Origin of the sequence: Sanguibacter sp. HDW7 (genome assembly GCF_011300875.1) — a bacterium.
Classification (GTDB): domain Bacteria; phylum Actinomycetota; class Actinomycetes; order Actinomycetales; family Cellulomonadaceae; genus Flavimobilis.
Map to the genome: position 1 here is coordinate 156,505 of NZ_CP049862.1, position 20,741 is coordinate 177,245.

14 protein-coding genes are annotated in these 20,741 nt (G+C 72.1%); 8 read left to right on the forward strand and 6 right to left on the reverse strand.

What is annotated here, in order from left to right:
- Positions 1-44: 44 nt before the first annotated feature.
- The 5 genes from G7063_RS00735 to G7063_RS15090 all read left to right on the forward strand — a co-directional run bounded on the left by G7063_RS00735 (position 45) and on the right by G7063_RS15090 (position 6,084).
- On the forward strand, positions 45-1,235 hold the full coding sequence (locus G7063_RS00735) for an ROK family protein (protein WP_240916144.1): 1,191 nt from the start codon (positions 45-47) through the stop codon (positions 1,233-1,235).
- A 118-nt stretch (positions 1,236-1,353) separates the two neighbouring features.
- Entirely contained in the window at positions 1,354-2,616 is a 1,263-nt protein-coding gene (locus G7063_RS00740) for an extracellular solute-binding protein (protein ID WP_166412631.1), read from the forward strand.
- A 67-nt stretch (positions 2,617-2,683) separates the two neighbouring features.
- Positions 2,684-3,601: a carbohydrate ABC transporter permease gene (locus tag G7063_RS00745; RefSeq protein ID WP_166412632.1), complete on the forward strand. Its 918-nt coding sequence runs from the start codon at positions 2,684-2,686 to the stop codon at positions 3,599-3,601.
- Positions 3,591-4,469, forward strand: coding sequence for a carbohydrate ABC transporter permease (locus G7063_RS00750; RefSeq protein WP_166412633.1), 879 nt, complete (start codon positions 3,591-3,593; stop codon positions 4,467-4,469). Before G7063_RS00745 ends, G7063_RS00750 begins: the two co-directional genes overlap by 11 nt.
- 13 nt (positions 4,470-4,482) lie before the next feature.
- Positions 4,483-6,084: a glycoside hydrolase family 5 protein gene (locus G7063_RS15090; RefSeq protein WP_206188184.1), complete on the forward strand. Its 1,602-nt coding sequence runs from the start codon at positions 4,483-4,485 to the stop codon at positions 6,082-6,084.
- Positions 6,085-6,150: 66 nt separating this feature from the next.
- Here the strand turns inward: G7063_RS15090 and G7063_RS00760 are convergent, their stop codons facing one another.
- Positions 6,151-6,870: a TetR/AcrR family transcriptional regulator gene (locus G7063_RS00760; RefSeq protein WP_166412634.1), complete on the reverse strand. Its 720-nt coding sequence runs from the start codon at positions 6,868-6,870 to the stop codon at positions 6,151-6,153.
- A gap of 109 nt (positions 6,871-6,979) precedes the next feature.
- On the opposite strand from G7063_RS00760, the gene G7063_RS00765 reads away from it, so the two are divergent.
- Entirely contained in the window at positions 6,980-9,805 is a 2,826-nt protein-coding gene (locus G7063_RS00765; protein WP_166412635.1) for an MMPL family transporter, read from the forward strand.
- Positions 9,806-9,831: 26 nt separating this feature from the next.
- Complete coding sequence (locus G7063_RS00770; RefSeq protein ID WP_166412636.1) at positions 9,832-12,285, forward strand: YhgE/Pip family protein; 2,454 nt, start codon at positions 9,832-9,834, stop codon at positions 12,283-12,285.
- Between the two features lie 115 nt (positions 12,286-12,400).
- Here G7063_RS00770 and G7063_RS00775 read toward each other — a convergent pair whose 3' ends face one another.
- From G7063_RS00775 to G7063_RS00795, 5 genes are all read right to left on the reverse strand, one after another.
- A complete protein-coding gene (locus tag G7063_RS00775) occupies positions 12,401-12,814 on the reverse strand; it encodes a VOC family protein (protein WP_166412637.1) in 414 nt (137 codons plus the stop codon).
- Positions 12,815-12,985: 171 nt separating this feature from the next.
- Positions 12,986-13,999, reverse strand: a complete 1,014-nt coding sequence (locus tag G7063_RS00780) for a pirin family protein (protein ID WP_166412638.1) — start codon at positions 13,997-13,999, stop codon at positions 12,986-12,988.
- Positions 13,996-14,316, reverse strand: a complete 321-nt coding sequence (locus G7063_RS00785) for a GNAT family N-acetyltransferase (RefSeq protein ID WP_166412639.1) — start codon at positions 14,314-14,316, stop codon at positions 13,996-13,998. The genes G7063_RS00780 and G7063_RS00785 overlap by 4 nt, the downstream gene beginning before the upstream one ends.
- A 463-nt stretch (positions 14,317-14,779) precedes the next feature.
- On the reverse strand, positions 14,780-16,870 hold the full coding sequence (locus G7063_RS00790; RefSeq protein WP_166412640.1) for an HAD-IC family P-type ATPase: 2,091 nt from the start codon (positions 16,868-16,870) through the stop codon (positions 14,780-14,782).
- Positions 16,871-17,068: 198 nt separating this feature from the next.
- The gene (locus G7063_RS00795) at positions 17,069-18,775 is read right to left on the reverse strand and encodes a methyl-accepting chemotaxis protein (protein WP_240916145.1); all 1,707 of its coding nucleotides are present in this window, start codon (positions 18,773-18,775) and stop codon (positions 17,069-17,071) included.
- A 222-nt stretch (positions 18,776-18,997) separates the two neighbouring features.
- Between G7063_RS00795 and G7063_RS00800 the strand changes: the two genes are divergently transcribed.
- The gene (locus G7063_RS00800) at positions 18,998-20,590 is read left to right on the forward strand and encodes an aspartate:alanine exchanger family transporter (RefSeq protein WP_166412641.1); all 1,593 of its coding nucleotides are present in this window, start codon (positions 18,998-19,000) and stop codon (positions 20,588-20,590) included.
- The last annotated feature ends 151 nt before the right edge of the window (positions 20,591-20,741 follow it).

Genomic DNA, 20,741 nt, shown 5'->3' on the forward strand with positions numbered 1-20,741 from the left:
TCATTTGACATGAGTTAATCTTAGTCGTGTCGAAAGGAGGCGACGTGGCCACCACCACCAAGGAGCTCAGGCTCCAGAACCGGGCAACCGTGCTCCGTGAGATCGTGCTGCGGGGGACCGTGACCCGCGGCGAGCTCGCGGTCGTCACGCGACTCTCTGCCGCAACCATCGCCAACGTCGTCGCGGGCCTCCTCGAGGAAGGGCTCGTCAGAGAGGACGGGACGCAGCCGTCGCGCGGAGGGCGACCTTCGACGGTCCTGGCGGTCAGGGCCGACGGCGCGGCGATGCTCGGCGTCGACGTCGGCGAGCGTGGCGTCGCCGTCGAGCTCTTCGACCTCGCCATGCGACGTCTCGACCGCGAGTTCTCCGAGGTGCCCGAGCGCGAGGCGACCCCGGACCAGATCCGCGGCGTGCTCGACTCCGCCGTGACGAAGATCCTCGACCGCAACCCGGCTGCCGCCGAGCGTGTGATCGGCATCGGTCTCGGCCTGCCAGGGATCGTCGAGGACGCCGGGCACGGACCTGGTGCCCTCCTGTACGCGCAGTCGCTCGGGTGGGACAAGGTTCGAGTGGGCGACCTTGTCGACGCTCGAGGACTCCCCGTGAGTGCCGACAACGGCGCCAAGACGCTCGCGACCGCCGAGCGCTGGTTCGGTGCGCTACGCGGCGTCGACGATGCGCTCGTCGCCCTGCTCGGACGAGGGGTCGGACTCGCGATCCTCTCCGACGGCAGGCTCGCGCGCGGCAGCCGGTCGAGCGCCGGCGAGTGGGGCCACACGCGAGTCGCCATGGACGGACCGCCCTGTCGCTGCGGCGCACGTGGGTGTCTCGAGGCCTACGTCGGCGCCCACGCGATCCTCGAGCGCTGGCGTGACCGTGGCGCCGTGGTCGAGGGCGAGGGGTGGCGGGCGCTCTCGTCCCTCTTCGACGCAGCCCGCGACGGCGACGCTGCCGCGCGACAGACCGTGGACGAGACGCTCGAGATCCTCGGGGTCGCGCTCGCGAACCTCGTCAACCTCACCAATCCGGCGACGGTGCTCGTCGGCGGGTGGGTCGGGCTGCTCGTCATGGCGTCTGAGGCGGAGCGCCTCGAGCAGCACATCCGGAAGGCGGCGCTCCGTCGCCCCGGCTCTCAGTTCGACCTCGGCCTGTGCAGGTTCGAGGGCGACTCCGTCTCGATGGGTGCCGCGCTGCTGCCTCTGCAGCAGCTCATCCTGCGCCCTCGGGACGACTAGGAAGCACGACGCCGTTGCGCCGGACGAACCGGCGCAACGGCGAGGGTGACGGTGGCCGGCCAGGGCCTCCGCCGCCTTGAACCGCAACACCTCCACAAGGAAGCGAAGGAGCAGCTCGATGAAGAGACTACATTCCGCAGCGGTCGCAACGGCCACCATGGCGGGGCTCGTGCTGGGGCTCACCGCGTGCAGCGGGAACGACGCCGGACCAGCCGCAGGCGGTGACGGGAGCGGCGCGCCGACCGAGCTGCGGGTCTGGGTCATGGGCGACGCAGGCAAGACGCTCAGCGACGTCACCAAGGACTTCACCACCGAGACCGGCATCAAGCTGAAGATCGACGGGATCCCGTGGGAGAACGTCAACGACCGGCTCACGACGGCCGTCGCGTCCGGCAGCGGGCCCGATGTCGTCCAGGTGGGGCTCTCCCTCCTTCCGACGTTCGCCGACGCAGGTGTGCTCGAAGACATCAGCGCCCAGGTCAAGGCCTACCCGGAGCTCGACCCGTCGAACTTCCCCGACGCCGTCTCGCCGAAGGCGCTCACCGGCACCGACGCCGTGACATCCGTTCCCTGGGTCTCCGACACCCGGGTCCTCTTCTACCGGACCGACATCCTCACCGAGGCGGGCATCGCCGCGCCGCCCGCAACCTGGGACGAGATGAGGTCCACCGCGAAGACGCTCGCGGCGCGCGGCGACGGCCAGTACGGGTACTACATCCCGCTCTGGGACAACACGCTCCCGGTCCAGTACACATGGCAGGCCGGCGGCGAGGTCCTCGCGGCCGACGGCAGCATCGACCTCGCCACCCCGGAGTTCATCGAGGCCGTCGACCACTGGACGGGCTTCTTCACGGACGGCTCCGCTCCCTCCGCCTCCGACTGGGACCAGACGCAGGGCTTCATCTCGGGCGCGACACCCATGGTCGTCTCCGGCCCCTACCTCGCACGAGCGATCCAGGAGGCTGCCCCCGAGCTGGACGGCAAGTGGGACGTCGCGACACTCCCCACCAAGGCCACGGGGACGTCGCTCTTCGCCGGCTCGAACCTTGCCGTGTGGAAGGGCTCGAAGAACGCGGACGCCGCGGTCAAGCTCCTCGCGTACCTCGCCAAGCCTGAGGTCCAGGTTGCGTGGTACGAGGCGATGAGCGAGCTGCCGACGACGGCAGAGGCGCTGGACAAGATCGCGACGACGGACCCGAAGATCAAGGTCTACGCCGATCAGCTCAAGGACGCGCGCACCGTCCCCATGGTCCCGGGCTGGGACCTCGCCGCCAACGAGATGGCGACCGCGCTGACCGACATCGCCACGAACGGAGCCGACCGCGACGCGCGTCTCGCCCAGCTCCGCGACAAGGTCGCGGAGATCGAGAAGAACTACTGACGCCCACGTCCGACCTCGGGTGCCCGGCAGGTCCAGCCTGCCGGGCACCCCGGAACGAAGGACTGACATGTCCACAACAACCGCGCGTCGGGCGGCGCGCGCCTCGTCGCGCTCCGCCGGCGCCGCTCCCTACCTCCTCGTCGGCCCCGCAGTCCTCGCCCTTGCGCTCTTCGGGATCCTGCCGATCCTCGTCGCCGCAGGCGTCTCGCTCACCGACCTCAACATCCGTGGCCTCGGCGACCCGTCGAGCGTCGAGTTCGTCGGCCTCGCCAACTACGAACGCCTCGTCGCCGACGGCGACTTCTGGAACGCGCTGCGCGTCACCGGGATCCTGGCGGTCGTCGGCGTGCCGACCGTCGTCCTCGTCTCCCTGACGACCGCGCTCCTGCTCCACACGAGCGGGGGGCGGCTTGCGCGGATCCTCAGGTCGTTCTACTTCCTTCCGGCGATCACCGCGATCGTCGCGGTCGCGCTCGTCTGGGGGTATCTCTTCAACTCCCAGTTCGGCCTGCTCAACCACCTCCTGGGCACCGTCGGTCTCGACCCCGTCCCGTGGCTCTCCGACCCGACGTGGGCCAAGGTGTCCGTCGGCATCGTCGCGGTGTGGCGTGCGAGCGGCCTCAACACGATCATCCTTCTCGCCGGTCTTCAGGGGATCCCGCACGAGTACGACGAAGCAGCGCAGCTCGACGGCGCGAACCGCTGGACGCGCACGTGGCGCATCCAGGTGCCTCTGCTGAGGTTCGCGCTCTTCTTCGTCACCGTGACGACGGTCATCTCGTGGCTGCAGTTCTTCGACGAGCCGTACGTGCTCACGGAGGGCGGCCCGAACAAGGCGACGACGTCCATCTCGCTCTACATCTTCCAGCAGGGCTTCCGTTACAACCAGTTCGGCTTCGCCTCGGCAGGCTCGCTCGTCCTCCTGGTGATCATCGCGGTCGTCACGCTCGTCCAGCTCCGAGGGAGGCGCAACGATGTCGACTGACACGCTCCGACGAACGGCTGCCCCAGGCCGGCCCGCGACACGTGCACGTCGTGCGCGGCGGGGTCCCGGACGCAACCTCGTCGACCTCCTGCTCATCCTGGGCGCTGCGGCAACCTCCCTGCCGTTCTTCTGGATGATCTTCGCCGCCCTCAAGCCGCGCAGCGAGGCGACCGCGGTCCCGCCGCACCTTCTCCCTCAGGAACCGACGTGGGAGTTCGTCCGCACGCTCTTCGTCGACCTCGACTTCGGGCGCTACCTCGCCAACACGATCATCGTCGTCGCCATCGGGTTCGTCGGTCTGTTCTTCATGGCGATGGCCGGGTACGGCTTCGCGAAGTTCGAGTTTCGCGGGAAGTCGATCATGTTCGCCGCCGTGCTCGCGACGATGATGATCCCTGTCCAGGTGACCATGATCCCGACCTACCTCATCCTCAATGCGGTCGGGCTCACCGGGACGCTCGTGGGCATCGCGCTGCCGACGCTCGTGTCGGCGTTCGGGATCTTCCTCTTCCGTCAGTTCATGTCGACGATCCCCGACGAGCTGCTCGAGGCGGCGCGCCTCGACGGTGCGGGGCACGGCAGGACTTTCGTGTCGATCGTGCTGCCGATGTCCGGTCCGATCCTCGCTGTGCAGGCCGTGCTCACGTTCATCGCGGGCTGGAACAGCTTCCTCTGGCCGCTCATCCTCGCGGGGGAGCAGAGCAAGTACACGCTCTCCGTCGGCCTCGCGCTGCTCAACCAGCAGGTCGCGACGAACCCCTCCCTCCAGATGGCCGGCGCCGCCGTCATGGTCGTGCCGATCGTCGTCGTCTTCATCTTCTTCCAGCGGTACATCGTCCAGGGCTTCACGATGTCCGGTCTCAAGTGATCCAGGAGTTCCCATGACCACCCACCTCTCCCGCGGAACCGTTCGCGGGCCCGCTACCTACGACGACGTCGTTCGCGTCGACGGGCGACGCCTCGTCGCGCCCGACGGCTCGACCCTCGTGCTCCGGGGTGTCGGCCTCGGCTCGTGGATGCTCCCTGAGGGCTACATGTTCCGCACCGGAACCGGCCCGCAGTCCCCGCGTGCGATCGAGGCGCTCGTCACGGACCTCGTCGGTCCCGAGCGCGGTGCGGCCTTCTGGCGCGCGTTCCACGACACGTTCGTCACGGAGGGTGACATCGCCGCGATCGCAGCGGCCGGGTTCGACCACGTGCGCCTCCCGATCAACGCACGGCTCGTGCACGACGGACAACGGCTCCTGCCCGACGGCGTCGAGCTCATCGACCGGACGATCGCCTGGTGTCGCGCGCACGGGCTGTGGGTGCTCCTCGACCTCCATGGGGCGCATGGCGGCCAGACCGGCACGAACATCGACGACTCGCCGAACGAGCGCCCCGAGCTCTTCGAGGACGACACGTACCGCAGGCAGACCGTGCACCTGTGGCGACAGCTCGCCGAACGATACGCCGACGAGAACGCGGTCCTCGGCTACGACCTGCTCAACGAGCCCCTCCCGAACGAGTGGCAGCATCGGTATGCGGACAAGCTCGTCGATCTCTACAAGGAGCTGACCGCCACGATCCGGGAGGTCGATCAGAAGCACCTCATCATGTACGAGGGCACGCACTGGTCGACCAACTTCGACATCTTCTCGGAGATCTGGGACAAGGCGTCGGTGCTCCAGTTCCACAAGTACTGGTCCGCTCCGGATCGCCCCTCGATCGAGCGGTTCATCGAGACAGCGTCGCGCCTCGACCTCCCCCTCTACATGGGTGAGGGAGGGGAGAACAATCCGCGATGGCTCGCGGCGGCCTTCGGGATGTACGAGGACCTCGGCATCGGCTGGAACTTCTGGACCTGGAAGAAGCTCGGGACGCTCACCTCGCCACTCTCGGTCGAGCCGCCGGCAGGCTGGGCCGAGATCGTCGCCTACGGTGAGGGCCGCGGTGCGAGGCCCGGCTCTGATGCGGCGTGGGAGACCCTTGAGGATCTTGTCGAGGCGATGCGTGTCGAGGCCTGTACCCCGCGGCCGGAGATCGTCGCAGGACTGCTGCGCCTGGCCCCGCTCACTCTCCCGGCGATCGCCTACGGGCACCTGGGCGTGGGGCGCTCCTACGGCGGGTCGTCGGGCGCTGCTGTCGGGCCGCTGCGCGGGGACGACCCGGTGCGAGTGACCTACCTCGGTGACGGTGAGCCTGACTTCGACCTCGTCGACGGCTTGCCGGGCGAGGTCGAGCGGGATCTCGTCGTCGAGCTCGACGAAGGCGAGTGGGTCGCCTACGCCTGCACAGCGCCCGCGGACGGAGTGCGAGAGTTCGTTCTCGAGACGCGCGACGGACAGCCTGAGCTCGTGGTCGACGGCGACGTAGTTCCTCTCGGTGCGGCGCCCGGCGAGGGAGGCTGGACGCGCTGGACGGGCAACGCCGTGCGGCCGGTCGGGCCGGTGCGGATCGTCGTCCGCGGGGCCTCGACGCTGAGGTCTGTCACCATCCGATGAGCGAAGGCGCGGTCGGGGCGGTCACGCAGCGACGCTGCGGGGCCGCCCCGACCCTCTGACCGGTGTTCAGGCGTCGTGGGGCGTCGTAGCGGGCTGCGTGAGCCGCGACGTCACGACCGTCATCCACTCCGAGGCGAGCTCGGTCGCCGACGGGGAGTCGGGCCCGGACCGCTCGACGCTCTCGAGGTCGTGCTGGAAGCCCGCCCACAGGAGCCGCACGAACATCCGTACGGGGATGAGGAGCTCTTGGCCCGTCGCCTCGATGAGCCGCGTGAGCTCCTCGCCGATCGCCCCGAGCAGCAGCTCCTCGCGGGCCCGGTACGACTCGGCGAGCGCTTGGTCGCGGATCGCCAGGACGCGCATCTCGCTGTTGACGATGGCCCGACGGCGGTCGAACGTCAGGGAGTTGAGCAGTGTCGACGCGATCTCGCCGATCGCGTTGACGTCGTTCTCGTCGTCGCGCGTGCACGGGCCGGCGACGGCTGTGATCGCGGCGCGGAGCTGGGCGATCACCTCGTCCTGCTCGCGCGTCGCGAGAGTGTCGAGCAGCTCGGCCTTGTCGGCGAAGTTCGAGTAGAAGGCGCCGCGCGTGAAGCCGGCGCGCTCGCAGATCGCCTCGATCGACGTCGTGGCGATACCGGCCTCCGCGAAGAGCGAGAGCGCGGCGTCGAGGAGCTTCTCGCGGGTGCGGGCGCGCCGCGGCGAAGTCGCGATGGCCTCGGTGAGCGCGGCCTCGACAGGGCTGGGTGCGCCTGTCTGCTCGTCCACGAGCCCTCCCGTCGTCATCCCCGAAGGGTACCTGTCGATACACGAGTGTATCCGATACAGATCTGCATCGGATACAGTGGCGTATCGGATGCAGCCATGTATCCATATCGACCTCCCAGGAGCAGACGTGTCCTCCTTCCTCTACCGGCTCGGTCGGCGCATGGTGCGGCACCGGCGTGCCGTCGTCGCCGTCGTGCTCGCCCTGCTCGTCGCGCTCGGCGCGGCCGCGGGCCTCCTGCAGAAGGGCATGGACAACTCCGTCTCCATCCCCGGCACCGAGTCGCAGGCCGCGCTCGACCGCCTGGCCGCGACGTTCCCCGAGGTCTCTGGCGCGAGCGCACAGATCCTCGTCGTCTCGCCCGCGGGCACGTCAGTCCGTGACGAGAAGGTCGCGGACGAGGTGCGTGCCACGACCGACGCCCTCGCCGCACGCAGCGATGTCCGCGGTGTCCAGTCGCCCTTCACCGACACGCTCACGGGCGATCCCGTGAGCGCCGCGGACGCGACAGGGCTCTCCGACGACGGCCGCGCCGCGCTCGTCACCGTCATGATGGACGGCGCCGGCACCGAGATCCCTACTGAGGTCAAGGACGAGATCGTCGACATCGTCGGGGATCTCGACGCGCAGCTGCCCGAAGGCTGGTCCGCGACGGTCGGCGGCGAGCTCTTCTCCTCGGAGTTCCCCACGATCACCGTGACCGAGGCCCTCGGCGTCGGTATCGCGCTCGTCGTCCTCGTCCTCACCCTCGGCTCGCTCGTCGCCGCGGGCCTGCCGCTGCTCAACGCGATCGTCGGCGTCGTCATCGCCATGGCGCTCGTCCTGCTCGCGACCGCCGTGACACCCGTCAACTCCTCGACGCCCATGCTCGCGCTCATGCTCGGCCTCGCCGTCGGCATCGACTACGCGCTCTTCATCGTCTCGAGGCACCGCGACCAGCTCCGCGACGGCCTCGACGTCGAGGAGTCGATCGCCCGCGCGACCGCGACCTCCGGCTCCGCAGTCCTCTTCGCGGGACTCACCGTGATGATCGCGCTCGTCGGGCTCGGCGTCGCAGGCATCCCGTTCCTCACGACGATGGGTGTCGCCGGTGCCGTCGCGGTCGCCGTCGCAGTCGTCGTCTCCGTGACGCTCACGCCTGCGCTGCTCGGGTTCGCGGGCGAACGCGTCCGGCCCCGCGCGCCGCGTCGGGCACGGCGCGCGGAGGCGCGCGCCGCCGCGGCCCACACCGCGTCGACGGCTCCGGACGGTGCCGCTCCCGCCGGACCCGCTCCCGAGGACGCCCCGTCCCGGGGCGCGCACACCGAGGCGCCCCGCACCCGCGCCGACAGGTTCTTCGCCGGGTGGGTCCACGCTGTCACCCGACGCCCCATCCTCACGATCGTCGCGGTCCTCGGGGTCGGGACCTTCCTCGCGCTGCCCGCGCTCGACCTCCGCCTCGCCCTCCCCAACGCGGGCGTCCTCCCGGAGTCCAGCCAGGCACGCCAGACGTACGACCGCGTCACCGAGCACTACGGCCCGGGTGCCAACGGCCCGCTCATCGTCACGGGATCGATCCTCACGAGCGACGACCCGCTCGGCCTCGCCGAGAAGATCGCCGACGAGATGCGCGCGCTGCCCGGCGTCGCCGCCGTGCCGCTCTCGACCCCCAACGCGTCGGCCGACACGCTCATCGTCCAGGTCGTCCCCACGACCGGCCCGACCGACGAGGCCACGGCCGAGCTCGTCCAGACGATCCGTGACCAGCGCGAACGTCTCGAGCGCGAGTACGACGTCGACATCGCCGTCACCGGGTTCACCGCCGTCGGCATCGACGTCTCCGCAAAGCTCGGATCCGCACTGCTGCCGTTCGGCATCTTCGTCGTCGGCCTCTCGCTCATCCTCCTCACGATGGTCTTCCGCTCTGTCGCCGTCCCGCTCAAGGCGACGTTCGGCTACCTGCTCTCCGTCGTCGCCGCCTTCGGCGTCGTCGCCGCCGTCTTCGAGAACGGCGTCGCCGCCGACCTTCTCCACGTCGCGAAGCTCGGGCCCGTCATCTCGTTCATGCCGATCGTCCTCATGGGCGTGCTCTTCGGCCTCGCCATGGACTACGAGGTCTTCCTCGTCTCCCGCATCCGCGAGGAGTACGTCCACGGTGGCGACGCCCGCGCAGCGATCCGCTCCGGGTTCCGGGGCTCGGCCCAGGTCGTCACAGCCGCCGCGGTCATCATGTTCTCCGTCTTCTTCTTCTTCGTCCCCGAGGGCGACGTCAACATCAAGCCCATCGCGCTCGGCCTCGCCGTCGGTGTGTTCGTCGACGCGTTCCTCGTCCGCATGACCCTCGTCCCCGCGGTGCTCGAGCTCCTCGGCGACAAGGCGTGGTGGATGCCCCGCTGGCTCGACCGGGTGCTGCCGTCGTTCGACGTCGAGGGCGAGGGGCTCCATGCCGAGCTCGCCCTCGAGGGCTGGCCCGCGACCGGGACTGCCATCGCCGCACGCGGCCTGCGCGTCGACGAGCGTGCCGGCCTCGCTGCGGACGTCGACGTCGAGGTCCCTGAGGGTGGCGTGCTCGTCGTCGACGGGCCCGCCCGCGAGGTCACCGGCCTGCTGCTCACCCTCGCTGGGCGCGTCCCGCCCCTCGCGGGTGACCTCAAGGTCGACGGGCTCTCCCTTCCGCACCGTGCGGGTGCCGTCCGTCGACGCGTCGGCTGGATCGACTCGCGCCACGCCGACGCGCGCGCCGTCGAGGCCGCGCTCCGCGAGGACCCGCGCGTCCTCGTCGTCGACGCGGCCCACCACCTCCACGGCTCGACCCGCACCGGAGACGCGCTCCTGGCCGCCCAGGAGGCGGGCACGACGCTCGTGCTCGGCACGTCCGGCGCCGACGTCCTGCCGCCAGGGATCGTCCCGACGCACCGCCTCACCCTCACGTCCGCCCCCGCAGGCGCTCCCGTCGCCGTCGGAGCGATGCGATGACCGCCCCCGTCAGGAAGGACCCCGTCATGACCCGGTCCACGCAGCGCAGGTGGCTCCTCGCCCTCGTCGCGCTCCTCGTGCCCGTCGCGCTCGTCGCGACGATGCTCGCCTCGCAGTGGGACCCCGCCTCCCGCGCGTCCGACATCACCGCAGCCGTCGTCAACCACGACGAGCCCGTGACGATCGACGGTCAGCTCACGCCGCTCGGCCGCCAGCTCGCGGCCGAGCTCGTCAAGGGTTCGCGCTCGCGCGGCGGCTGGACCTGGGTCGTCACCGACGCCGACGACGCCTCGACGGGGCTCGAGGCCGGCACCTACGCCGCCGTCGTCACCATCCCTGAGACGTTCTCCGCCGACGCCACGTCGTTCGCGGACGGCGACGGCGCACGCCAGGCACGCATCGACGTCGCGTCCGCACAGGGCTCGACCGCGACCCGCGACCTCGTGACCACGGCGCTCGCCGACGCAGCAACCGTCGGCCTGGGCCGCCAGCTCACCCGGTCGTTCGTCGAGCAGGTCCTCGTCGGCTTCTCGACGACCGGCGACCAGCTCGGCCAGGCCGCCGACGGCGCCCACCAGCTCGCCGACGGTGCGGGCAAGCTCGCGGACGGGCAGCAGCAGCTCGCCGACGGCGCCGACACCCTCGCGTCCGGCACCGGGACCCTCGCCGACGGGCTCGGCACCCTCGCGACCGGGGCCGGAAGCGCCGCAACCGGAGCCACGACCCTCGCCACCGGCGCCGGGACCCTCGCGACCGGCGCGAAGGACCTCGCCTCCGGCGCGCGCGACCTGGCCGCAGGCACCAAGCCGCTCGCGACCGGTGCGACACAGTCCTCCGACGGCGCCAAGGACCTCGCGAAGGGCGCGAAGGACCTCGCCGGCGGGGCCAAGGCTCTCGCGACCGGCACGACCGGGATCGCCGAGGGCGCCACAGCGCTCGCGGACGGCGCGAAGCCGCTCGCTGAGGGGGCCGACGCCGTCGCCGACGGCGTCGAGAGCGTGCTCGCCGGGGTGCGCGCAATGCAGCCGGGGGTCGCGAAGCTGCCCGGGAGCGTTGCCGCGCTCAGGGCGGCGCTCGACCAGCTCGACGACGTGACCTCGCAGCTCACCACGGTGCGCGCCCAGATGGGTGCGGCGGGGTGCGCGGCGGACCGCTCGGCGCCCGGCTGCCCCGAGCTCCTCGGGGCAGAGCTGGAGCTCGAGGCAGCGTACGGGCAGCTCCTTGACGGGCTCGAGGGAGGGCTCGCCGCGCTGGAGGGTGACCCGACGGCCGACCCGAAGGACGCCTCCGCAGGCCTCCACGGCCTCGTCGCCGGGCTCGGCGCCCTCGTCGGCGACCCGAAGGCCGACCCGACGGACCCCACCGCCGGCCTCCACGGCCTCGCAGCAGGCGCCCGCGGTGTCGCCGACGGCGCCGACGCGCTCTCCTCCGGTGCCACGGCGCTCGCGACCGGCGCGAACGATCTCGCCACCGGGGCGAGCGCGCTCGCGGACGGCACCTCGTCCCTCTCGTCGGGTGCGACGAGCCTTTCCGGCGGACTCTCCAAGCTCGCCGCAGGGACGACGACCCTCTCGCAGGGCGCGGGCACGCTCGCCTCCGGCGCCGGAAAGCTCTCCTCCGGGACCGCCGGCCTCGCGGGCGGGGCGAAGGACCTTGCCAGCGGCGTCGGCCAGCTCTCCGAGGGCGCGCGCGGCGCGTCCGACGGGGCCGTCGCGCTGCGCGACGGCGCCTCGACGCTCGCCGACGGGCTCGGACAGACCCTGCCCGGCACCACGCAGCTCACCTCCGGCGCGCGCGACCTGGCAAGCGGCCTCGGCACGGCCGTCGACGAGCTCGCGAAGCAGAAGGTCGCCGACCCGACCTCGCTCGCGGACGTCGTCGTGCAGCCCGTCGCCTCGCCCGCGGCACGTGAACTCGGCCCGATCGGCGCGGTGGGCGTGACGATGGCCGTCGCCCTGTGGCTCGGCACGCTCGTCCTCACGATGCGGCCGCGGATCTCGGGTGCCGCGACCCTCGGCACGACCCGTTCGTCGTTCCAGGTCACTGCCCGGGGGATCGGCGTGACGTCGGCAGTCGCCGCCGTGCAGGGTGCGCTCGCGGGCGTCGTCGTCGCGCTCGTCACCGAGGCGCCGTGGGTCGTCGTGCCGGCTGCGGCGCTCGTCGCCGTCGTCCTGCTGTGGTTCCTCCACGCGGTCGTCGCGTGGGCGGGCAACGTGGGGCGGGCCTTCGCGCTCGTCGTCGGCGTCGCCGTCCTCGTCGCGTCGGCGTCGCCGTCGGCGCCCGCGTGGGTCGGCAGCCTCGGGCAGCTGGGACCGCTGGATGCGGCTTCACGCTTCCTCGGCGGGCTCTCCCACGAGGGTGCTGCAGGCGGCGCGCTCGTCGTCCTCCTCGTGTGGGCAGGCGTCTCCGCGGCAGCCGCGGTCGGTGCCACGACGTGGCACCGCCGCCAGGCAGGCCAAGCCCTCCTAGCAACGACGTAGCCCTGCACCGACGTCTCGCGAGATAGGGGTCTCCATGCGAGATAGCGGCCTACCGACCGCTATCTCGCGTGGCTGCCCCTATCTCGCGTTCCCGCCACCGCCCAGTGCGGGGCGGTCAGCGGTCGCGGGAGGAGAGCACGCAGAACTCGTTGCCCTCCGGGTCGCGCAGGACGGTCCAAAAAACGTCGCCCTGCCCGACGTCCGCGGGGGTCGCGCCCCGCGCGAGGAGCGAGGCGATCTCCGCGTCGCGATCGTCGTCGACGTGCGGTGCGAGATCGATGTGCAGGCGGTTCTTCACCTGCTTGTCCTCGGGCACCTTGACGAAGACGAGGCCCTGCGGCAGCCCGGTCCAGCGCTCGTGCGGCACGGGCGACATGGGGTCGAGGTCCGCAGGCCAGTGCCGGGGGATGAGCACGAGCTCGTCGTCGGCCTCGTAGATGATCTGCCAGTCGAGCGTCTCCGCCCACCAATGACCCTGGGCGGCGACGTCGTGCGAGTCGATGACCGTCGTGTAGAAGCGAAGCGCCATGAGAGTCCTCCATCCGGGGACCCCGTCGTCCCCACCTGCCCGACGCTACCCCCTGCCCCCGCGGTAGCAACTCACGCGAGATGGGGGTGCAGCGCCCAGATAGGGGCCTGCGGGCCCCTATCTGGCGTCCTGACCCCTAGCTCGCGGCGCGCGGGCGCCTGGGGGCGCGGGTCAGCGTTCGCGGGGGCGGAGGCGGACGTTCGGGAGCTCAGGTGCCGGCAGCGACGGGCCCGGGTAGCCCGCGACCTTGCCGAAGCGCGCCTCGCCCTCGGCGCCGCCCGCCACCGCGTCCTGCCACAGCCGGCGCGCCTCGACGACTTCGTCGTGCGAGCGCCCGACGAAGTTCCACCACATGAGGATCTGCTCGGCGAACGGCTCCCCGCCCACGAGCACCGCCCGCACCGGCTCGTCACCCGCCCGCAGCTCGAGCACCCGCCGACCTGGCGCGACGTACCCGAGCCACGCGACGTCGACGCGCGTGCCCTCGAGCGTGAGGTCGCCGGAGTCGACGAGCACGCCATGCTCGAACGACTCGTCGACGTCGAGCCGCACGAGGGCCCCCGGCTCGAGGTCCACCTGCACCGCGACGAGCGGCGAGAAAGCCCTCGCGGGCGACGCGACCCCACCGAGCGCGCCCATGACGACCCGCACGACGCCCGCCGGCCCACCGTCCTCCGCGTCGAGCACGGTAAATGTCGGAAGGTCCGCGACATGCTCGAACAGCCGCTCGCCGTCGCGCGACCCGGACGGCAGCGCCGTCCACAGCTGCACCCCGTGGAGCCGCCCGTCGTCCGGGAACAGCCCCGGCGTGGCCTGCTCGGAGTGGCAGATGCCCGCGCCCGCGGTCATGAGATTGAGCTGTCCGGGCGCGATCTCCTGGAGCGACCCGAGGGCGTCGCGGTGCAGGACACGCCCTTCGAACAGCCACGTCACCGTCTGCAGTCCCGTGTGCGGGTGCGGCGCGACGTCCATGCCGCCCGTCGCCGCGACGTCGTCGGGCCCGTAGTGGTCGATGAAACAGAACGCGCCGATCATCGAGCGGGCCTTCGACGGCAGCGTCCGCCGGACCGTCATGCCGCGCGGGCCGCCGAGCGGCACGTCACGCGGCTCGACGAGCTCGATGCCCGCGCACGCCGGGCCCGCCTCGCACGAGCTCTCGGCCGGGTGCGCGTCGAGATTCGTCATCGCTGGTCCGCCAGACCCAGCCGCTCGCGTGCGTCGGCCGGAACGAGGTCGAGCCACGTGCCCGGGTTGCGTGCGATGACGGAGCGGACGTACGGGCAGAACGGCAGAACGTCGAGGCCGCGGGCGCGCGCGTCGCCGAGCGCGAAGTCGACGAGCGTCCGCGCAAGGCCCTGACCTGCGAACTCGGGAAGGGTCTCGGTGTGGGTGAAGGCGATGATGCCGCCCTCGAGGCGGTACTCCGCGAAGCCCGCGAGCGTGCCGCCGACGACGACCTCGTAGCGGGACGCGTCAGGGGCGTCGATGACGGTGACGTTCATGGCTGCTCCTCGGGCAGGGTGCGCGTGAGCACCATCCTGCCCGTCCAACCCCGCGCGCACCCGGGCGCATTCCCGCGGGCCGCCCGGCCCGCCCGCGGCGGCCAGGTCCGGCCGGCTCGCGGCGCCAGGCCCGCTTGCGCACGTCGGTCAGGTCCCGCCGGTCCGCGGTGGTCAGGTTCGCCCCGCGGTGCCGGGCCCGCCGGCCCGCGGCGTCAGCCCCGCCCGTCCGTCGCGGCCGGGTCCGCCCGCACGCGGTTTTCAGTCGAGCACGCGGGTTCAAACCCGCGTGCTCGACTGATAACCGCGTGTAGGCCGCAAGGCGCTCCCCGGAACCGTCGCTGATGGCCGCCTGATCTCGGCCTGCCCGCAAGTTTGTGCGCTACCCGCAAGTTCAGACTTGCGGGTAGCGCACAAACTTGCGGGTAGCCGGTCACGCGGACGCGTGTGCGGCGGCTCGGCTCGGTCAGACCGGGACCGGGGTCTTGGCCGACGGGGACGGCACCCGCGGGCGGGGCGGGAACCGCGGTTCGCCCCGGCCGGGCGTCAGGGCCCGCAGGGCGCCGAGGATCGCGACGAGGTCGACGACCTCCTGCATCGCGGCACCTGCGAGGGCGGGCAGCAGCCCGAACGCGGCGACGAGCATGAGGACGACGGACAGTCCGATGCCCGCCCAGATGCTCTCGAGGGCGACCCGCACCGTGCGGCGCGAGATGCCGATGAGGCGTACGAGCGCGCCGAGATTGTCGACGAGCAGGACGGCGTCGGCCGACTCGCTCGCGGCGGTCGCGCCGGTCGCGCCCATCGCGACGCCGACGTCGGCGACCGCGAGGACGGGCGCGTCGTTGACGCCGTCGCCGACCATGAGCACGGGCCGGTCGGGGAGTGCCGCGACGGCGGCGACCTTCTCCTGGGGGAGGAGCGCGGCGCGGACCTCGTCGACGCCGACCTCGGCCGCGACGTGCAGGGCGGTCGCCTCCCGGTCGCCCGTGAGCATGACGACGTGCTCGACCCCGACGCCGCGCAGCGCCGCGAGGACGGCTGCCGACTCGTCGCGGACGGTGTCCTTGAGCTCGACGCGTCCGACGCGCCGCCCGTCGATGGCGACGTGGACGACGACGGTCCCGGGCGGGACGTCGTCGGGCTCCGCGGCACGCGGCCCGGACGGCACAGGCGTGCGTACGTCGGCGGTCGCCGCAGCGCCCGACCCGGACAGCGAAGCTGTGCGTGCGCCGTCGGGCCACACAGCACCCGGCGAGGGCGTGCATGCGTCGTCGGGCTCCGCGGCGCCCGACGCGGGCGCGTCGGCGCCGGCCGACGCCGTGCCCGCAGCCGGGGGAGCGCCCGTGCCGAAGGAGAGGGCCGACGCCCCCAGGACCCACGTCCACCTGCCGACGGCCACGCGCCGCCCGGAGATGGTCGCGGCGACCCCGTGCGCGGTCTCCTCGACGACGTCGGCGGCGGGCCCGGGCGCCATGCCGCGTGCGCGAGCGCCCGCGACCAGGGCGGTTGCGAGGGGGTGGGCGGAGTACTGCTCGGTGGCTGCGGCGAGCGCGAGGACGTCGTCCTCGCTGATCCCGTCGGTCGCCACGACGCGGGAAATGTGGGGGCGGCCGTGCGTGAGCGTGCCGGTCTTGTCGAGCGCGACGGTTCGCACGCGGGAGAGCTGTTCGAGGACGCCGCCGCCCTTGACGACGACGCCGGCGCGGGCGGAGCGCGACATGCCGGCGACGAACGCGACGGGTGCGGCGATGAGCAGGGGGCAGGGGGTGGCGACGACGAGGACCTCGGCGAGGCGCCGCGGGTCGCCGCTCACCCACCAGGCGAGGAGCGCGATGGCGACGGCGACGATCGTGAACGGCACGGCGTAGCGGTCGGCGAGGCGCACCATGGGGGCGCGGGAGCTCTGGGCCTCGGCGACGAGCGCGACGATCTGCTGGTACTGGGAGTCGGCGGCGCGGGCGGTCGCGCGGACGTGGACGGCGCGGTCGCCGTTGAGGGCGCCGGAGACGATGCGGTCGCCGCGGACGTGCTCGACGGGCAGGGACTCGCCGGTGACGGAGGACTCGTCGAGGACGGCGGCGTCGGACGCGAGCTCGCCGTCGACGGGGACGACCTCTGCGGGCTTGAGGAGGAGGGTGTCGCCGACGGCGACGTCCTCGACGGGCACGTCGGCGACCGTGCCGGTGGCGTCGACGAGGTGGGCGACGCGGGGTGCGCGGTCGAGGAGGGCGGTGAGCTCGCGCTGGGCGCGACGCTCGGCGTAGTCCTCGAGGGCCTCGCCCCCGGTGAGCATGACGACGACGACGAGGGCGGCCCAGTGCTCGCCGACAGCGACGGCGGCGGAGATCGCGAGGACGGCGAGGATGTCGAGGCCGACGTCACCGGCGCGCAGCGAGCGGACCATGCCCCAGGCCTGGGTGGCGGCGACGAGGACGACCCAGGCGACGACGACCCAGCGGGAGGCGTCGTCGTCACCGGCTGCGAGCAGCCCGAGGCCGACGGCGCCGACGACGAGCGTGGCGACGACCCAGGGATAGGCACGGAGACGTTCCATGCCTCCAGTCCTACGCCGTATCGAGAATCGTTTCCAGCAAGCACAGGCTGGCCTCACCTCCTCGGGCGGAGAGTCAGCGGGCTACGCCGACCTCGTCGACATGACGGAGCTCGTGCTCCGCGTGCGCTGACGGCACGTGTCCCGCCGGAGCCGGCGGGACACGCGCGTGCGGGGGCTGCGACCGCCGTCCCCGCACGCTCAGTAGTTGAAGGTCGCGACGCGGCCGTCGAGCTCGGCGGCCATGCGTGCGAGCTCGGCGACCGCCTCGCCCATCTGCTCGACGGTCCGCGACGACTGCGCCGCGGACTCCGCGACGCCCGTGATGTTGTGCGCGATCTGCGTCGAGCCGGTCGCGGCCTCGGCCACCGATCGCGACATCTCCGTCGTCGTCGCCGTCTGCTCCTCGACCGCCGAGGCGATCGTCATCTGGTAGTCGTTGATCTGCCCGACGATGTGCGTGATCTCGCCGATCGCGGTGACGGCGCCGTCGGTGTCGGCCTGGATGGCCTCGACCCGACGAGCGATGTCCTCGGTGGCGCGCGCCGTCTCCTGGGCGAGCTCCTTGACCTCGCCGGCGACGACGGCGAAGCCCTTGCCTGCTTCGCCGGCGCGGGCGGCCTCGATGGTTGCGTTAAGCGCGAGGAGGTTGGTCTGCTCGGCGATCGAGGTGATAGCGCGGACGACCGCGCCGATCTCCTGCGAGGACGCGCCCAGACGTGCGACCGTCACGCTCGTCGTCCCCGCGACGTCCGTCGCCCGGGCCGCGATCTCAGCCGCGCGCGCCGCGTTCTGGGCGATCTCACGGATAGAGGCGCCCATCTGCTCGGCGCCCGCGGCAACCGTCTGGACGTTGCGGGAGACCTGCTCCGCCGCCGCCGCGACGATGCCCGCCTGCGCCGACGTGTCCTCCGTGCCCCGCGTCACCTCGCCCGCGGCCGCGCCCAGCTCCTCCGCCGCGGCAGCGACCGTCGCCGATGTCTCACCAACCTGGGACAACGTCCCGGCAAGCTTCCCGCGGGCAGAGTTGAGGCGTTCGGAGGTGAGGCCGAGCTCGTCCCGGGTGACGATCGGTGCGTCCACCGTGAGGTCTCCGCGCGCCATCGCCTCGATCGACGTCTCGAGGCTCGTCACCGAGCTGCCCACGGAGCGTACGACGCCGCGCGCAAGGACGAGGAGCGCGGCCCCCACGGCGAGGATGACGCCGACCACGACCACTGTCGACGTCTGAGCGCTCGCCCGCGAGCGTTCGGCGATGCCGTCCATGTACGCCTGGATCTCGGCGGCCGCGTCGTCGAGCGCCGCCACGTACTCGTCGATCGCGGGTTGCACGTACATCTGCTGGACACGCGCAAACGTCTGGGCATGGTCGGGGACCTCGAAGACCGGCACCAGCCGGGTCTCGCGCACGGCGAGGAAGCCGTCGTACGCCTCGAGGAAGCGCGTCCAGCTCGTCGATACGTCGCCGAGAGTGGCGCTGAGCGCCGCGATGTTCGTCTCGAGCGTCGCATCGTTCTCCTCGAGCTTCGCCGCCCACTCGTCGACGGTCGCGGTGTCGGCCGCGGCTGCCATCTGGGCGATGATCATGCGCCCCTTGAGCTGGTCCTGGTGGACAAGGTTGAGCTGGCGGCCGAGCGTCGCGTTGACGTTCGCGATCTCGTCGGACGACGCGGCCAGGGTGTTGAGCAGGAAGATCGAGAGCGCGCCGATGAGCGCGACGCCGCCCATGCCGAACCCCGCAAGGAGCGCGAGCCGACGGCGGACCGATGTCCGTCGTCGGGCGGGTGGCGCGGCGTCCGGGCGGGCCTCGCCCGCAGGGAGATCATGGGGGTCGCTGCCCGACGTGGATGACAGGGCAGAGTTGCTGGGTGAAGGCGCCGGGTACTTCGCCGTCATGGTGAGCGTCATCGGTCTGTCCTTGATCTGGACCGTGGGTGTCCGCGGCTCGGGCCACCCCCTGTGGCCCTCCCATCGGCTCACTCGGTCCGGAAGTGAGCAGAACCCGTGGCGGAGGTCACCCGGGCTGCGGTCGGGCCACTAGTCCCACGAGATGTGCGTCACAGAGTGATGAGGTGGTGGTACGGCTGGGACGAGGACGACCCGCCGGCCCACCCCTGCCGAAAGGTCGTCATGGACGCTGTCCTCTCGCTCCTCGTCGAGCAGCCTGTGCTGCTGCTCGTCCTGCTCGTCGGCATCGGTGCGGCCATCGGCCACATCAGGGTCCGGGGTGTCGGCCTCGGCGCCGCGGCCGTCCTCTTCTGCGCGCTGCTCCTCGGAGCTCTCGGCGCCTCGCGCGAGATCGATCTCGAGGTCCCGCACGCGTTCGGCACGCTCGGCCTCACGCTCTTCACGTTCACCGTCGGCATCGTCTCGGGCGCCGAGTTCTTCGCGTCCCTGCGCCGCAGCCTCAAGGTCATCGGCTGGATGATCGTCGTCGTCGCCGCAGGGGCCGGCGTCGCCGTCGGCCTCGGGCGCCTGCTCGACCTCTCGACCGCGACGATCGCCGGCACCTTCGCCGGGGCCCTCACCAACACGCCCGCGCTCGCCGCTGCACGCGACGCCGCAGGGGACGACGCGGCCCCGACCGTCGGCTACGCCGTCGCCTACGTCTTCGGCGTCGTCGGCGTGCTCATCGTCGCGCACCTCACCCTGCGGAGCCGCGGCAACGACACCGACGCGCCGCCCGAGCTCGTCGAGCGCGCCGTCCGCGTCGAGTTCGCGAGCGGCCAGTCCGTGCGCGAGCTCACGGAGCTCTACGGCGAGCGCATCGCGTTCTCCCGCCTGCGCTCCGGCTCCGAGGACGCCGCGCCGCGCACCGCGCTCGACGACGACGTGCTCGTCGTCGGCGACGTCGTCACCGTCGTCGGGCCGGAGCGGCTCGTCGAGGAGATCGTCGCGGCGCTCGGACACGTGTCCTCGCACCAGCTGCGGCAGGACGGGCGCGTCGTCGCGATGCGTCGCATCACCGTCTCGAGCACGAAGGTCGCGGGCCGCACCCTCGAGGAGCTCGAGCTGCACTCGCGCTACGGGGCCGTCGTCACGCGCCTGCGTCGCGGCGACGTCGACGAGGTCGCGAACTCGCGCACCGTCCTGCGCCTCGGCGACCGCGTGCGGATCGTCGCGCCGCGCGGCCACATGGGCGCGATCACGACGCTGCTGGGCGACTCGACCCGCGGGTTCTCCGACATCAACCCGGCCGTCCTCGGCCTCGGCATGGCGCTCGGCGTGCTGCTCGGTCTTGTCGTGCTTCCCATCCCCGGGGTGCACGTGACGATCGGCGCGGCTGCGGGCACCCTCGTCATGGGGCTCGTCCTGGGCCGGCTCGGGCGCGTCGGGCCGTTCTCGACGTCGATGTCGTTCACCGCCGCGCAGGCGCTCAGCGAGCTCGGTCTGCTCATCTTCCTCGCGCAGGCGGGGCTCGTCGCGGGCGGTCAGGTCGCGCCTGCGTTCGCGTCGGGCGAGTGGCTGCGGATCCTCGCGCTGGGCGCCGCGGTGACGACGACTGTCGCGGTCGGGCTGTGGTGCGTGCTGCGGAGGCTGTGCCACGTGGGTGCGACGACGGCGTCGGGCATGATCGCCGGCACGCAGACGCAGCCCGCGGTGCTCGCTTTTGCGAACGTGCGGACGGGCTTCGACCCGCGGGTCGCGCTCGGGTATGCGCTCGTGTATCCCGCCGCGATGATCGTGAAGATCGTGGCGGGCGGCATCCTCGGCTCGCTCTAGCCCCACCCACGACTCGTAGCCGTTCTGCACGCTCTGGCAGTGTGCGGGGGCGCTACGAGTCGAACCGCTGGAGCGACTCGTAGGTCCGGAGCACCATCGAATGGTGCTGGAGGCCTACGAGTCGTCAGGGCAGGTGTGGGTTGTTGCACAC